The 15,431-nt window shown below is 68.8% G+C and carries 13 protein-coding genes; 11 read left to right on the forward strand and 2 right to left on the reverse strand.

The genetic code is table 11. The features are described from left to right. Positions 1–35: 35 nt before the first annotated feature. Positions 36–1,460 carry an aspartate kinase gene (locus ABOD76_RS17405; RefSeq protein WP_380129702.1) on the forward strand — a complete coding sequence of 475 codons (1,425 nt, stop codon included), beginning with the start codon at positions 36–38 and terminating at the stop codon, positions 1,458–1,460. A gap of 549 nt (positions 1,461–2,009) precedes the next feature. Then, positions 2,010–2,183 (forward strand): hypothetical protein, encoded by a 174-nt coding sequence (locus ABOD76_RS17410; protein ID WP_350243226.1) that lies wholly within the window; start codon positions 2,010–2,012, stop codon positions 2,181–2,183. Between the two features lie 76 nt (positions 2,184–2,259). Here ABOD76_RS17410 and asnS read toward each other — a convergent pair whose 3' ends face one another. Next, positions 2,260–3,609, reverse strand: coding sequence for an asparagine--tRNA ligase (gene asnS / locus ABOD76_RS17415; RefSeq protein ID WP_350243227.1), 1,350 nt, complete (start codon positions 3,607–3,609; stop codon positions 2,260–2,262). An 88-nt stretch (positions 3,610–3,697) separates the two neighbouring features. Between asnS and ABOD76_RS17420 the strand changes: the two genes are divergently transcribed. The 3 genes from ABOD76_RS17420 to ABOD76_RS17430 are packed head-to-tail and all read left to right on the forward strand — an operon-like array spanning position 3,698 to position 8,251. Continuing rightward, positions 3,698–4,501 carry a type III pantothenate kinase gene (locus ABOD76_RS17420; protein WP_350243228.1) on the forward strand — a complete coding sequence of 268 codons (804 nt, stop codon included), beginning with the start codon at positions 3,698–3,700 and terminating at the stop codon, positions 4,499–4,501. Between the two features lie 59 nt (positions 4,502–4,560). Continuing rightward, positions 4,561–6,591 (forward strand): thioredoxin domain-containing protein, encoded by a 2,031-nt coding sequence (locus ABOD76_RS17425; RefSeq protein WP_350243229.1) that lies wholly within the window; start codon positions 4,561–4,563, stop codon positions 6,589–6,591. A 52-nt stretch (positions 6,592–6,643) separates the two neighbouring features. Further along, positions 6,644–8,251, forward strand: a complete 1,608-nt coding sequence (locus ABOD76_RS17430; protein ID WP_350243230.1) for a DUF3084 domain-containing protein — start codon at positions 6,644–6,646, stop codon at positions 8,249–8,251. A gap of 63 nt (positions 8,252–8,314) precedes the next feature. Here the strand turns inward: ABOD76_RS17430 and ABOD76_RS17435 are convergent, their stop codons facing one another. After that, positions 8,315–10,957 carry a BamA/OMP85 family outer membrane protein gene (locus tag ABOD76_RS17435; protein WP_350243231.1) on the reverse strand — a complete coding sequence of 881 codons (2,643 nt, stop codon included), beginning with the start codon at positions 10,955–10,957 and terminating at the stop codon, positions 8,315–8,317. Positions 10,958–11,135: 178 nt separating this feature from the next. Between ABOD76_RS17435 and ABOD76_RS17440 the strand changes: the two genes are divergently transcribed. The 6 genes from ABOD76_RS17440 to ABOD76_RS17465 all read left to right on the forward strand — a co-directional run bounded on the left by ABOD76_RS17440 (position 11,136) and on the right by ABOD76_RS17465 (position 15,416). Then, positions 11,136–11,804 carry a YggS family pyridoxal phosphate enzyme gene (locus ABOD76_RS17440; protein WP_350243232.1) on the forward strand — a complete coding sequence of 223 codons (669 nt, stop codon included), beginning with the start codon at positions 11,136–11,138 and terminating at the stop codon, positions 11,802–11,804. A 72-nt stretch (positions 11,805–11,876) separates the two neighbouring features. Then, a complete protein-coding gene (locus ABOD76_RS17445; protein WP_350243233.1) occupies positions 11,877–12,602 on the forward strand; it encodes a DivIVA domain-containing protein in 726 nt (241 codons plus the stop codon). 189 nt (positions 12,603–12,791) lie between these two features. Then, positions 12,792–13,208: a hypothetical protein gene (locus ABOD76_RS17450; protein ID WP_350243234.1), complete on the forward strand. Its 417-nt coding sequence runs from the start codon at positions 12,792–12,794 to the stop codon at positions 13,206–13,208. 24 nt (positions 13,209–13,232) lie between these two features. After that, positions 13,233–13,448: a helix-turn-helix transcriptional regulator gene (locus tag ABOD76_RS17455; protein ID WP_350243235.1), complete on the forward strand. Its 216-nt coding sequence runs from the start codon at positions 13,233–13,235 to the stop codon at positions 13,446–13,448. Continuing rightward, positions 13,435–14,175 (forward strand): ABC transporter ATP-binding protein, encoded by a 741-nt coding sequence (locus tag ABOD76_RS17460; protein WP_350243236.1) that lies wholly within the window; start codon positions 13,435–13,437, stop codon positions 14,173–14,175. The genes ABOD76_RS17455 and ABOD76_RS17460 overlap by 14 nt, the downstream gene beginning before the upstream one ends. Continuing rightward, positions 14,172–15,416, forward strand: coding sequence for an ABC transporter permease (locus tag ABOD76_RS17465; RefSeq protein ID WP_350243237.1), 1,245 nt, complete (start codon positions 14,172–14,174; stop codon positions 15,414–15,416). The genes ABOD76_RS17460 and ABOD76_RS17465 overlap by 4 nt, the downstream gene beginning before the upstream one ends. Positions 15,417–15,431: the final 15 nt, after the last annotated feature.

Below are 15,431 nucleotides of genomic sequence, written 5' to 3' on the forward strand. Positions count from 1 at the left end.
CCCCGCCACGGCGGGGGTCATTTACCATGTGGGGCATGAAGGATTCCCAGCCTCACCTGCTCGTGATGAAGTTCGGCGGCACCCTGATGGGCGACAGCAAGGCGATCCGCCACTCGGCCAGTCTGGTGGGCCGCTCCACCGCCCAGGGCGTGCGGGTGGTGGTAGTCGTCAGCGCCATGACCGGCGTGACCAATCAGCTGCTGAGGCTGGCCGACGCCGCCGAGCAGGGCGACATCGCCTTTGCCAACGACGAGATCGCGCTGATGCGCAACCGGCACTTCACGGCGGCCCAGGAGCTGGGCGCGGCGCCCGACAGCGAGACGGTGCGCGAGATCCGCGAGATGCACGAGACGCTGCGTCAGGCGGTGTACGGCGTGTACCTGCTGCGCGAACTGACCCCGCGCAGCCGCGACCTGATCGTGAGCTTCGGTGAACGGCTGTCCGCCCCGCTGATGACGTTGGCGCTGACCCAGGCAGGCATCCGCACCCATCACCTGACCGGCGGGCAGGCGGGCATCCTGACCGATGATCACTTCGGCAACGCCCGGCCGTTACCCAGCACCTACCAGCGGGTCCGCGATCGCCTGGACGGGCTGCTGGGCGCCGGGCTGACGCCGGTGGTGGCCGGGTTCATGGGCGAGACCGAGCGCGGCGCGATCACCACCCTCGGGCGCGGCGGCACCGACTTCAGCGCCACCATCGTGGGCGCCGCGCTGCATGCGGAGGAGGTGTGGGCCTGGAAGGACGTGGACGGCGTGATGAGTGCTGACCCGCGCGCGGTCCCGCTGGCGCAGAACATCGCCCACCTCAGCTACGGCGAGGTGATGGAGCTGGCGTACTTCGGGGCCAAGGTGCTGCATCCACTGGCAGTCACGCCGCTTCAGGAGCACGGCATTCCCCTGCGCGTGAAGAGTGCGGCCGATCCGGAGTTTGCCGGCACGCTGGTCACGGCGGAACCCACCACGGCCGAGGGGCAGTCGGTGAAGGCGGTGACGGCCATCAAGGGGGTCAGCATCATCACGGTATCGGGCGCGGGCATCCTGGGCGTGCCGGATGTGGTGGCCGAGCTGTTCCAGGTGCTGGCGCGCGAGAACATCACGCTGCTGATGGTGTCGCAGTCGAGCAGCATGTCGAACGTCTCGCTGGCCATTCAGAGCGTGAGTGCAGTGCGAACGGTGGCGGCGCTCCAGCGCGCGCTGGGTGGTCGTCAGCTGGAAGTGGCCATCCAGGAGGGTGTGGCGGTGCTGGCCATCGTGGGGGCCGGGATGCGCGGGACCAAGGGTGTCGCCGCCCGCCTGTTCGGGGCGATGGCCACTGAGGAAATCAACATTCTGATGATCTCGCAGGGCAGCAGTGAGCTGAACATCAGCGTGGCCATCGAGGGCAAGGACGTGGATGTGGCCACGCGGGAAGTGCATGCTGCGTTCGGCCTGGACGCAGCGGTGGTCTCTGGCGACTGATCAATACGGAATTTCTGGCGGGCTGGAAGTTCAGCCCGCCCTGTTGTGCCGTAGGATTTGAAGGAAATAGATAATTCACGAGCTAGGTTGATTGTGAAAGTATTCACTTAAATTCTCTGTTACCCCTGCTTATGGAGTCAAGAAGCGGACGAAAGCGAGGGGTGAACGCGTTCCGGCGCAACGATCCTATTGAGAAGCCAATCCGGAAAAGAGCAGTACTGGGCACGGAGGAAGAGGGAAGGTCAAAAATGGAAGAACCTCAACTCGATCAATCGATCAAGTTCGCACCCACAGCCAATCCTGGGAACCTATGGCTGTCTGGCTGCAGTGGTGCAGAGACAACCCTGAAGCGGCATCGCGAGCGGACGAGTTATCTGCCCATTCACGAAGGACCGCTCCGAATCCACGTCTGAAACACCTACGTCAGGGCTAGGCCATTTGACCTGACCTGGGGCGTACATCCGGCTGATGCCCCCCAGACGGCCTTCTGCGACCATACAGGTACCCGGGGAACAACCTCCGGCACCCCACCCCAGGAGGCACCAGCAGATGAATCCAGCCTACGATCAGCACCAGCTCCAGCACGACCTCGACCGGCTCCACCAACTGCGAAACGAGGCCCGCGAGGCCAGCCGACTGCCCGCCGCGCCCAGCCTGCTCCAGCGCCTGCGCGACCTGCTCAACGTCCGTCGCTCTCCGCACCCGGCCCGCCACGCCGCATGAGTCCAGCCGCCATCCTCCACAGCAGACACCGGGAACCCTAGGGTTCCCGGTGTTCGTTTGGCTGGTCAGTTGTGCTTCAGGGCGACATCCGCGTCAGCATGCGCGGGAAGGGGATGGCCTCGCGGATGTGATCGATGCCGCTGATCCAGGCGATCACGCGTTCCAGCCCCATGCCGTACCCGGCGTGCGGCACGCTGCCGTGACGGCGCAGGTCCAGGTACCATTCGAAGGCCTCCAGCGGCAGGCCCTGACCTTCAATGCGTTCCTTGAGCAGCTGATAGTCATGGATACGCTCCGAGCCACCGATGATCTCACCGTAGCCTTCCGGCGCAATCATGTCGTCGCACAGCGCCACGCGGGGGTCCTCGGGGTCCGGCTGCATGTAGAAGGCCTTGATGGCCGCCGGGTAGCGCTCGATGATGACTGGCCGGTCGTAGTGGTAGCCCAGGATCGTCTCGTGCGGGGCACCCAGGTCGTCGCCCCACTCCACGGGCTGCACGTCGGCCTGCACGTTCGGGGGCAGGTCGCCCGCCTCAATGTGCTGGCGCACGATCTCCAGCGCCTCGGTGTACGTGATGCGCGGGAAGTTGCCCTCGGCGGCGGGCCGCAGTTTGTCCAGGTCGCGGCCCAGCAGCCCCAGCTCCACCTCGCACTCCTGCAGCGCCCGGCCCACGATGAAGCTGATCATCTTCTCCTGCAGATCCATGTTCTGGCGATGGTTGCTGGGCGCCACTTCCGGCTCGATCATCCAGAACTCCAGTAGGTGCCGGCGCGTCTTGCTCTTCTCGGCGCGGAAGGTGGGGCCGAAGGTGTAGACCTTCCCGAATGCCAGCGCGCCGGCCTCGGCGTGCAGCTGTCCGGTCTGGGACAGATAGGCCTTGTCCTCACCGAACAGGTCGATTTCAAACAGCTCGGTGGTGCCCTCGGCGGCATTGGGCGTGAAGAAGGGCGCGTCGAAGCGGATGAAGCCCTGCTGGTGGAAGAAGTCCACGATGGCGCGCTGCACGGCGTCCCGGATGCGCAGAATGGCCCAGGGCCGGCGGTGCCGCAGCCACAGGTGCCGGTTGTCCATCAGGAACTCGATGCCGTGTTCCTTGGGCGTGATCGGGTACTCGTGGCCGGTCGTCGAGACGGACGCCAGGTCGCGCACGCTCAGCTCCACGCCGCCCGGCGCGCGCTCGTCGGCCCGCACGGTGCCGATCACCGTGACGCCCTGCTCCTGGGTCAGGCGCTTGGCGAGCTCGAATACGGCCTCGCTCACCTCGGCTTTGACCACGGTCGCCTGGACGAAGCCGGTGCCGTCGCGCAGCTTCAGAAACTGCAGCTTGCCCTTGCCGCTCTTGTCGGTGAGCCAGGCGGTCAGGCGCACCTCCTCACCGACGTGGTGGCTCAGGTTCCGGATGTTGGTGTCAGGCAGGATGGTCATCCGGGTCAGTATAGGCATCTGCCGGCTGCCGGGCCAGGTGCCGCACCCGGATGACAGCCGCCGCCACGAAGCTGTCTAATGCGCTCACATGTCCACCCTGTTTCCCCTGCTTGCCATTGATGTGGGCAACACCAGCACCGTGCTGGGCCTGGCCGACGAGCACCTGCGCCTCACCCACACCTGGCGCGTGCGCACCAACCGTGATCTGCTGCCCGACGACCTGGCGGTGCAGCTGCACAGCCTGCTCTCCCTGACCGGCGCCCGGCTGCCAGCCAGCGCGGTGCTGTCCAGCGTGGCCCCGCCAGTAGGGCAGAACTATCAGCTGGCCTTGCGGCAGCACTTCGGCCTGGAGGCGCTGGAGGTCTCGGCCGAGACGCTGCCGCAGGTGAGCATCGAACTCGACCAGCCGGGCTCGGTGGGCGCGGACCGGCTGTGCAACATGTTCGGCGCGGAGGAGTACCTCACCAGCCACGAGTACGGGGTGGTGGTGGACTTCGGGACCAGCACCAACTTCGACGTGGTGGGGCGGGGACACCGTTTTCTGGGCGGCGTGCTGGCCACCGGCGCCCAGGTGTCGGCCGACGCGCTGTTCTCGCGGGCGGCCAAGCTGCCGCGCATCGCGCTGGAAGCGCCACAGTCGGCCATCGGACGCAACACGGTGCACGCGCTGCAGTCGGGGCTGGTGTACGGCTACGCCGAGATGGTGGACGGCCTGCTGCGCCGCATCCGCCGCGAACTGCCGGGCGACGCGGTGGCCATCGCCACCGGCGGCTTCGCGCGCACCATCCAGGGCATCTGCCGCGAGATCGACCACTACGACGAGACCCTGACGCTGCGCGGCATGACCCTGCTGTGGTCGCATCAGCAGCGGGTGCTGGGCCGCCTCGATTGACCGGCCGCGCCTTGACCCGCCGCTCACCCGGCCCCAACCGCAGCCTGTAGCCTGAAGCCATGAACCGGCTCGCACAGGAAACCAGTCCGTATCTGCGGCAGCACGACAGCAACCCGGTGGACTGGTACCCCTGGGGCGAGGCGGCCTTCGAGGCGGCCCGCACCCAGGACCGCCCGATCCTGCTGTCGGTGGGCTACTCCACCTGCCACTGGTGCCACGTGATGGCCCACGAGAGCTTCGAGGACGAGGTGACGGCGGCCGAGATGAACCGCGACTTCGTGTGCGTGAAGGTGGACCGCGAGGAGCGCCCCGACGTGGACGCGATCTACATGAGCGCGGTGCAGGCCATGACCGGGTCCGGCGGCTGGCCGATGACCGTGTTCCTGACCCCGGACCTGCGCCCCTTCTACGCCGGCACCTACTTCCCGCCGCACGACATGCAGGGCATGCCGGCCTTCCGGCGGGTGCTGGCTTCGGTGGCAGGCGCCTGGGCCGAGCAGCGCGACAAGCTGGAGGGCAATGCCGAGGCGCTGAGCGCCCACATCCGCGAGACCAGCCAGCCGCGCGCCGGGGAGCTGGACCTGCCGCCGGACCTGCTGCCCGAGTCGGTGGCGCGCATCGCCCGCACCTTTGACCCGCAGCACGGCGGCTTCGGAGGCGCGCCCAAGTTTCCCTCGCCCACCACCCTGCGCTTCCTGCTGACCCGCCCGGACGGACAGGCGATGGCGCTCGCCACCCTGCGGCACATGCTGGCGGGCGGCATCTATGACCAGCTGGGCGGCGGCTTTCACCGCTACAGCGTGGACGCGCACTGGGGGGTGCCGCACTTTGAGAAGATGCTCTACGACAATGCCCAGCTCACCCAGGTGCTGATGCAGGCGTGGCAGCTGAGCGGCGACGCAACGTTCCTCCAGGGCGCGGAGCAGACCCTGGCCTACCTCGAACGTGAGATGCGCCACCCGCAGGGCGGCTACTACAGCGCCCAGGACGCCGATTCCGAGGGCATTGAGGGCAAGTTCTTCGTGTGGACGCCGCAGGAGACGCAGGCCCTGCTGGCCGACGACGCCGAGCTGTTCAACCGGGCCTACGGCGTGAACGCGGCCGGCAACTTCATGGACCCGCACCACCCGCAATTCGGTCGGCGCTCGGTGCTGCACCTCGCGCACCCATTGGAAGAGCTGGCGGCCGACCTGAACCGGCCGCTGCCGGAACTGGAGCAGCGGCTGGAGCGGGCCAGGGCCACCCTGCTGGCCGCGCGGGAACAGCGGGTGCATCCCGGCACCGACGACAAGATCCTGACCAGCTGGAACGGCCTGATGCTCAGCGCCCTCGCGGACGCCGCCCGGCTCACCGGCGACGATCGGTACCTCCAGCGGGCCCGTCAGAACCGCGACTTCATCCTGAGCCACATGGCCGGGCCGGACGGCTCGCTGCTGCACAGCTTCAAGGACGGCGAGGCGCGGGTGGCGGGCCTGCTGGAAGACCAGGCGATCTACGCGCTGGGGCTGGTGTCGCTGTACCAGGCGGGCGGCGACCTCACCGATCTGGCCCGCGCCCGGACGCTGTGGCGGTACATCCTGGCGCACCACTGGGACGAGGAGGCCGGGGTGTTCTACAGCACGCCGGCAGCGGGCGCCGACCTGATCGCTCGCCGGGCCGAGGGGTTCGACGCCGCCGTGCTGGCCCCGCACCCGGCGGCCGCCCAGCTGGCCGTCTGGATGGCCCGCTACGACCAGGACGAGGACGCGGCCCGGATTGCCCGGCGCGCCGTTCAGAGCTACGGCGCCGAACTGGCGGCGGCGCCGGGCGGCATGGGTGGCCTGCTGCTGGCCGCTGCCCACCTGGCGGCGCCCGAGCAGGAGGTGGCGATCCTGGGCACACCGGCCGCCCGTCACCCGCTGGAGCGGGAGTTGGCCCGGCATGCCCTGCCGTTTGTGCTGATCGCGCCGGCCGAGCAGGCGGGTGGTCTGCCGGTGCTGGAGGAGCGCGGCGGAGAGGGTGTGGCGTATGTGTGCCGGGGCCGCGCCTGCGAGCTGCCGGCCCGCGACGTGCCCACCCTCAGGCAGCAGCTGGAGGCCCTACACGGCTGATTGAGACGCGGGCCGGGAACCTCCGGACCCTTCAGGCCCTATGCTGTAGCGGATGTTGCTCGCGTTTCTGGCGTTTGTGGTGGTGCTGGCAGGAGTGGTGGCCTACGCCGCCGACAATATTGGACGGCGGGTGGGCCGCAAGCACCTGCGTCTGTTCGGACTGCGCCCCAAGACCACCGCGCTGCTGGTGGCGGTGGCGGCGGGGATGGGCATCAGTCTGCTGAGCCTGCTGGCGTTCTTCGTGCTCAACCGTCAGGCGATCCGCAACATTGAGCAGGCCGATCAGCTGCGCGTGGAACTGCGCGGCCTCAAGCGCGACGTGATCAAGGTGCAGGCCGGGCTGAAGACGGCGCAGAAGGAGCGCGACGAGGCCAACAGCAAGGCCAGACTGGCGGGCGCGTCCGCCAGTCTGGCGCAGGCGCAGTACGACACGGCCAACAGCGAGCTGCAGGACGCGCGCGCGACCACGAAGCGGCTGGAGACCCAGGCCCAGGCGCTCCGGGAGCGTGTTCAGGCGCTGACTACTCTGCGCAGCAGCCTGGAAGCGCAGGCCAAGCGCAATCAGGCGGCGCTGACCGCCTCGCACGAGCAGTTGGCGCGCGCGCAGGCGCAGGTGCACGAGCTGGACGGCCGGCTCGGCACCGTGCAGCAGCAGATTGCGGTGCTGGACCAGCGCAATCTGGAGGCCGGTCAGGCGACGGCCGCCGCCGAGGCGCGCGCCCAGCAGGCCCAGCAGCAGGCGGCTCAGCTGCAGCAGCAGGTGGGGACGCTGCAGGCCTCCAGCCGGCAGCTCAGCGCCCAGCGCGACCAGCTGACAACGCAGCGCGATCAACTCAAGGCGCAGCGTGACCAGCTGGCGGCGCAGCGCAATCAGCTGCAGGCCGAGCGCACCCGGCTGGCGGCTGAGCGGGACCGCATTCGCAAGGATGTGGCCGGCCTGCAGCAGGTGGTGGCGGGCCTTAAGGCGCAGAGTCAGGCGCTGCAGGCCGACAATGCCACCCTGCGGCGCAACCTGAGCAGCTCCCAGGCGGACGTCACCCGGCTGGAGGACGAGTACACCCGGGCCACCAGCGAGCTGAGCGCGACCCGCAACGCCGAGCTGATCTTCCCCAAGAATGCCATCGTGTACGGCGCGGTGGTGCCGACCGTCCGCAACCTCGACACGTTCCTGCAGCAGGCGGACGCGGCGGCGCAGAGCAAGGGCATCCGCAGCAGCCCGGCGGTGCGGCTGTCCGTGCCGGCCCGGCAGGCGCTGGAGACCACGCTGCGGACCCTCAACGCCAGCACCTATGTGCTGTGCCGCTCGCAGGGCAACGCGGCGGCCACCTCCGCAGTGGACCTCAGCTGCGCGGCGCAGCCGAACACCGTGCTGTATCCGCACGGCAGCGTGATCCGTCAGGTGCGGGTGTCGCTGCAGATCAGCAACGAGGCGCTGCGCTCGCAGCTGCAGGACCTGATGTCGGCGGCGATCCTCGACCTGACGCGCCGGGGTGTGCCGCTGGAGTACGTGCTGAACAACAGCCTGGACACCAGCGACCTGCTGAGCGTGCTGAACCGGCTGGCCGCCCGGGGCGGCAGCAGCGCCGTGATCGGCGTGATGCCGAAAGCCGACGTGCGTCCCGGCAGCCGGGTGGACCTCTACGCCGATCTGGTGCAGTAAGCCGAAAGGAGAGGCGGGACGTCCAAGCACTGGACGTCCCGCCTCTCTTTTTCCGTCAGGGCCTTACCAGACCGGCCCAAGGCGGAAGTGGAACTTGCTGCTGCCGGTCTGCGGGCTGAAGCCGTAGTCGAAGCGCACCTGCGCCAGCGGCGTGTTGTTGAAGCCCAGGTTCAGCTGGGCGCCCAGGCCCACGGCGTAGTGCAGGGTGATGGCGTCGCCGGCGTTCCAGGCGGTGCCGGCATCCACGAAGGCAATGCCGTACAGGCCCTGCGCGATGCTGTTGCTGACGTTGAAGTCGTAGCGATACTCGGCGCTGCTGGTGATGTAGTTGGTGCCGCTGAAGGCGCCCGCGTCATAGCCGCGCAGCTCATAGGCCGGGTTCACGTTCGAGTAGCCGACCGAGAATTTGGTGCCGGGAGGCGGCGTGCCGATCAAGGTGCCGGTGTTGACGCGCACCGCGAACGCCTGCTGCTTCTGCTCGGTGCCGAAGCCCTTGGTCAGCGTCTTGCCCAGGCCGTAGTAGGTGCTGGCGCCGCCCTCCAGCTTGGTCCAGCTGAGCGGGTCGGTGCCGCTGCGCCCGAAGCCGTAGCCGGCCGACACGCTGGCGCGCACGCCGCCGGTAGGGAAGTCCGGCGTGACGGTCGTGTCGTAGCTCAGGCCGGTGCCGACCACGGTGGTCAGGTTGTTCTTGGGCAGCAGGGCCTTTGCCACGTCATCCGAGGCCGCGATCGGCTTGGGCGTGGCGGTGGGGTTGGCGGCGTTGGCGGCCACCGCGTCGGTGTCGGCCGTCTTCTCGCCAGCGGTCTGCTTCTCCAGGTAGTAGGTGCTGTACTGGGTGTTGACGCCGACGCTGGCCGAGAGGCTGGTGGTCAGGTTGCGGCCCACGTTGACTCCGAAGCCGGTGGTGCGCACCGTGTAGTCGCGCAGGGTGTCCTGGCCGGCCGCGTGCGCCTGCGGCACGCCCTGGGTGGTGTCGGAGGTGCCGGCGGTCGTGTAGGTGAGCGCGTTGTTGCCGGACGCGTTGCTGCCCGCGTTGAGCGTGAGGCGGGTGCGGTTGGTGCGGAAGTCCAGGAAGTCGATGTCGAGCCAGGGAATGGTGTACGCGAGGTTGCCGCTCAGTGACTGGCCGGCGTCGTTGGCCCCGGCCGTGACCCCGGCGTTCAGGGTGTGGCCCAGCCCGAACAGGTTGTTGTTCTGGTACTCCAGGGTGCCGCTGAAGCCGCTCAGGCTGTCGTACTGCAGCCCCACCGGAATGCTGCGCGAGCCGCTCACCTCCGACACGCTGATCACGTAAGTCAGGTTCTCGGGGGTCTTCGGATCGGCGGCCTTGGTGGTCACGCCGGTCACGCGCACCACACCCAGCGCGGTGATGCGGTCCAGGGCGCTGCGGAAGGCCTTCTCGTTGTAGAGCCCGCCCGCGGCCGGCAGCTCTCTCGTCAGCACCCGCTCCTGGGTGTTCTTCTTGCCGGTCCACTGGATCTCGTACCCGGCCACCCGCGCCTCGTGGATGGTGTAGGTCAGCACGCCATCCTTGAAGCTCACGGCGTCGCGGGTGCTGATGTCGTTGCCCGCCTTGCGGTACAGGTCGCGCACGGCGATGAAGTCGCTCTCCGCCAGCTGGCGCGAGAAGATGTCGCCCACCTTCGTCTTGACGGCCGCCTGCAGCTGTGCGGTGGGAATGGCGGTGTTGCCGGCGAAGCGGATCTCCTTGACCGGCCCGCTGACCGCGTCGGCCACCCCGAACAGCACCGTGACGCGGTTCGGCACCGTGGGGTCCGCCGCCTGCAGCGCGAAGCCCACCGACTTGCCGGTGCGGTTCGACAGCGCCCGCACGTCCTGCTCCAGCACGCTCAGGCTCGGCACGCCGCCGGCCTTGGTCCGGAGCGTGGCCGCGTCGGTGGCGCTCAGGCCCAGGTTCGACAGGTCCACGCCCGCCACCTGCCCCTCCACCACGCTGATCTTCAGCACGCCGTCCTGCAGGCTGTTGCCGGCCGGGTTTACGCCGCTGGCGAGGTAGCCGGCCGCCTGATAGGCGTCCTGAATCTGCTGCACCCCGGCGAAATACACCTCAGGGGTGAACTTCTTGGCGTCGTAGAGCGGCTTGAACGCCGACACCACCGTGTCCTTGGGCAGCAGGGTGCTGCCGCTCACCTCGATGCGCTTGATCGGCGCGGTCTCGTCGATCACGTAAGTCAGGTCCACCGTGCCGTCAGCAGCCGCCTTGGTCTGGGTGCTGATGTTCGGCGCGAAGGGGTAGCCCTGGGCGCGGTAGTTCTCGGCCAGCGCCTGCTTGGACTGGTCGATCCGCGCGGTGTTGAGGGTGGCGCCCGGCGCGATGTTCAGCACGTTGCCCAGCGAGGTCTTGAAGTCGTCTGCCGGCAGGAAGGTCATGCCGGTGACGGCGACGCTCTTGATGACCGGATTGGCCACCACTGTCAGCGTCAGGACGTTCTGCCCGTTCGCGCTGCTGAGTTTCGCAGAAGCGGTCTTCACGTAGCCGGTGGCCAGGGCGTCCTGTTCCACCTGCCGCAGGTTCACGCTGGACAGCGCCGCGCCCGGCTGCACGCTCAGGCTGGCCTTCAGAAAGTTGGCGAGCAGGTCGGTGGTGCCCTGGACCGTGACGTCGGTGAGGGTGGCGGCCTGTTGGGCCAGCGCGACGGGCGCGCTGAGGGCCACCGTGATGGCCAGGGTCAATGGGGTACGCATTCTTCCTCCTGAAGACTCTCATGAAATGTCAGTCGCCGCCGTGGCATACGGTGCGCATGATCTCAGGTGTCACATTCGTGGCTGTAGCCCTGAGAATCGTGAAGTTTGGTTGACCGGCTGTTGACGCGCGAGCACGTGCGGTTGTTCCGGCCTGGCGGGCGGGCCACAATGGTGCCCTATGAGTCTGACAGAGGTCCTGGAACGCCTGAGGGCGGCTGAGCAGCAGGCGGGGCGTCCGACCGGCTCGGTGCGGCTGGTTGCGGTCAGCAAAGGGCAGCCGCTGGAGCGCATCCGCGAGCAGGTGCTGGCGCGGGGCCACTTCCCGCTGGCCGAGAACCGGGGCCAGGAACTGCGCGACAAGGCGGCCCAGCTGGGCCCGGAGGTGGAGTGGCACTTCATCGGACCGCTGCAGCGCAACAAGATCAAGTACCTGCGCCCGGTGCGGCTGATTCACACCATTGAGACGCTGTGGCAGGCCGAGGCACTGGCAGAGGCGGCCCACGGCTGGGGCCATGCCCCGGAGCTGCTGCTGCAGCGGCACAACGGCGAGGCCCAGAAGCACGGTTCAGACCCGCACGAGCTGCCGGGCCTGCTGCGGGCGGTGCAGGACACCGGCCTGACGGTGCGCGGCCTGATGACCATGGCCCCCTACGGCGACCCGCAGCGGGCCGAACAGGTGTTCGCTGACACGGCCCGGCAGGCGCATGACCTGGGCCTGGGCGAGCTGAGCATGGGCATGAGCGACGACTTCCCGCTGGCGGTGCAGTACGGCGCGACGCTGGTGCGGGTGGGCCGGCTGCTGTTCGAGGACGACCCGGCTGCACACCCTGGCGCGCTCATCGGCTAGACTGGGTGCCATGAACCGCGAGCTGAACTTCGGCCGGGCCGCCCCGGTCCCGGGCGTCCGGGGGTGGGCGGGATGAAATACACCCCGCTGGACGTCCGTCACCAGGAGTTCCCCGGCACCATGGGCGGGTACCGGCGCCCGGAAGTCCGCGCCTTCCTGAGTGAACTGGCCGACGACATCGAAACGCTGCTGCACAGCCGGCAGGACATCATCGAGCATGTCCGGGCGCTGGAAACCCGGCTAGAGGAGTACCGCCAGAACGAGGACGACCTGCGCCGCGCGGTGGTGAGCGCCGAGCGCATCGGCCAGGAGCTGCGCGAGAACGCCCGCAAGGAAGCGGAGCTGATCGTCTCCAAGGCCGACAGCTACCGCGAGCAGGTCACGCGCGAGGGCGAGCAGCTGGCCGCTGCGCTGGAGACGCAGCACCAGGCGCGCTCCAATGAGCTGGAGGCCGTCCAGCGCGCCCGCAGCACTGAGCTGGAGGCCAGCTATCAGGCCCGCTTCGCCGAGCTGGAAGCGGCGTACCAGCGCCGTCATCACGAACTGGAGCAGGGCTTCAACGTCCGGGCCAGCCAGCTGGAGCACCAGTACACCGCGCGGCACAACGAGCTCAGCGGCCTGCTGACCCACGCGCGTCAGGAGTACGTGCAGTTCCTGTCGCAGTACCGGACCCTCGTCGGCTCGTTCCACGACCTGGCGGCCCAGCATCCGGTGCCGGAACCGGGCCTGTCGCCGGCACCGGCCGCGGCTGAGGCGGCGCCCAGCAATGCGCGCGTCGAGGAACAGCAGTTCGTCTGACCAGCTGGCGTTCCCAGGGTGCCTGCGGGCACCCTTTTCTTGGCCGATCATGACAAGCACGCTTGACATCGGCTGCACTGTCCGCCTACTGTGAATGTCAAGGAGAGTTGACATGCCCCAGTCGAGGAATGCTCCATCGTCCGTCGGTGCCCGCCCCCCCTGCAGCCCATCCCAAGGGCCGGTTCACCGGTGAGCGCGGCCCGCAAGCGTCCGGCCACCCGGGACCGCCGCATCACCCGCGCCATGCTGGGCGGGGTCGGAGGCGCCGTGGCCGGTGGGCTGATCACCGTCATCTTCAGCGTACTGGCCCAGCAGCACCCCACAAGTTTCAACCGGGGGTTGGCGCTGGGTGGGGCGGTGGCGCTGCCGGTCAGCCTGCTGGTGATGGTGCTGGCCGGCTACCGGGAGATGGACGAGTACGGCCGGCGGCTCCACCAGCAAGCCGCCGCCGTCGGCTTCCTGACCCTGATGGCGACCAGCGGCGTGCTGGCGATGGTGGAAGGGCACGGCTACGGCCGGCTGCCGTTCTGGGCGCTGTATGTGGCGGGCATGCTCGGGTACGCCGCGGCCGTGATCTGGCTGAGCGTCAGGGGGCGCCAGTCTTGAGCGGCGGAACGCCCGCCGAACCGGATGCGTAATCACATTCGGGCGCGGCGCACCGAGCGCGGCTGGACCCAGGCGGACCTGGCCGAGCGGCTGGATGTGTCGCGCCAGACGGTGAACGCTCTGGAGACCGGCCGCTACGACCCCAGCCTGCCCCTGGCCTTCCGGCTGGCCCGGCTGTTCGGGCAGAGCATCGAGCAGTTGTTTATCGAGGACGAGGAGACCCCCCATGTTGCAGATTGAGCATCTCAGCAAGACCTATGGCAGCTTTCAGGCGTTGCGTGACGTGAGCTTCTCCGCGCAGGCCGGTGAGGTGTTCGGGCTGCTTGGGCCCAACGGCGCCGGCAAAACGACCCTGCTGCGGGTGCTGGCCACCCTGCTGCGGCCCAGCAGCGGCACCGCCAGCGTGGCGGGCCACGACGTGCAGCGTGAGCCAGAGCGGGTTCGGCGGCTGATCGGGGTGGTGAACGGCGGCATGGGCCTGTATGACCGCCTGACCGGCCGCGAGATCCTGCGCTACTTCGCTGGCCTGTACGGGCTGACCCGCGCCCAGGCCGACGCCCGCATCGAAGTGCTGGACGCCAGCCTGGACCTGGAGGGCACCCTGGACCGCCGCGCGGCCACCTTCAGCACCGGCATGAAGCAGAAGGTGGTGATCGCCCGGGCGGTGATCCATGACCCGGCGGTCCTGGTGCTGGACGAGGCCGCCTCGGGGCTGGACGTGATGGCCCGCCGGGCGCTGCTGGACTTCGTGCTGAGCTACCGGGGCAGCGAGCGGCTGGTGCTGTACAGCACCCACGTGATGTCGGAGGTGGAGGAGGTGTGCGACCGGGTGGCGGTACTGGAACGCGGCGAGCTGCTGGCAGTGGACACAGTGGGCGGGCTGCTCCGGCGCAGCGGGCAGCCGAACCTGGAACGCGCCTTCTTCGCCATGGTGCAGGCCCGCGCCGAGCAGGCGGTGCCCGCATGAGGTGGCCGTTCATCTGGCAGGTGGCCCTCAAGGAACTGACCAGCACCATCCGCGACCGCCGCACCCTAACCAGCACCATCCTGCTGCCGCTGATCATGATTCCGCTGTTCACCATCCTGTTTCCGCTGCTGCTGGGCAAGGCCTTCAGCGGCCAGCAGACCGAGCGGCAGCGGGTGGGCGTGGTGGGCACCCTGCCGGCCGCGCTGCGGGCGCAGCTGACCGAGGACACCCGCGACGCCTCCGGCAAACAGACCGGCGTGGGCGTGGTGCTGGTGCCGGTCGCCGACCCGGTGAAGGCGGTGCAGGACGGCACGGTGGAGGCGGTGGTGCAGGTGCGCCAGCCGCTGCCGCAGGCGGCGGGCCAGGGCAGCGGCACGGTGCAGCTGTACGCCAAGCTGGGCAACCTGAAGGCCAGCGCGGGCGTCATCAGCAAGGTGCAGGCGGCTCTGAACGAGTACAACGCCCGGCTGGTGGGTACGGCGCTGCGGGCGCGCGGGCTGGGCAGCGACTTCCTGACCCCGGTGCGCGTGCAGACCATCGACGCCAGCAAGCCGCAGGAGGCGGCCAGCGGGCAGCTGGCCTTCATCATCCCGATGTTCATGCTGCAGTTCATTCTGGCGGGCGGCATGGCCACCGCCATCGACAGCACCGCCGGGGAAAAGGAACGCGGCACGCTGGAGGTGCTGCTGGTGTCGCCGATTCGCCGCAGCGAGGTGGTGGTGGGCAAGCTGATCGCCACCACCCTGACGGCGCTGGTGGCCGCCAGCTGCAGCCTGCTGGGCCTGGCGGTGGCCGGCCCACTCGGCCGGGTGGTGCTGGCCGGCCAGGACACCAAGGAGGTGGCGGGCGTGATGGGCGGCCAGCTGAGCGTGTCGCTGGCCTCGGGGCTGTTCCTGGTGCTGATGGCGGTGTCGGCGGCGCTGCTGCTGGGCGCGCTGCTGATCGCGGTCAGCATCTTCGCCCGCAGCTACAAGGAGGCCCAGACCTACCTGACCCCCATCTCGCTGCTGATCGTGCTGCCGGCGGTGGGGCTGCAGTTCGCCGACTTCATCGGCCGGGGACTGGGCCTGTACTCAGTGCCGCTGATCAACAGCATGCTGGTGATCCTGGACATCGTGAAAGGTGCCTTCAACGCGCCGGGCGCGGTGCTGGCCCTGATCATCAACCTGGTGTTCACCGGCCTGCTGGTGCTGCTGGCGATCCGGTCCTTCGGGCGCGAGCAGGTGATTTTCCGCAACTGAGGCGAGCGCCGAATC

This window comes from Deinococcus sonorensis KR-87 (assembly GCF_040256395.1).
GTDB lineage: Bacteria > Deinococcota > Deinococci > Deinococcales > Deinococcaceae > Deinococcus > Deinococcus sonorensis.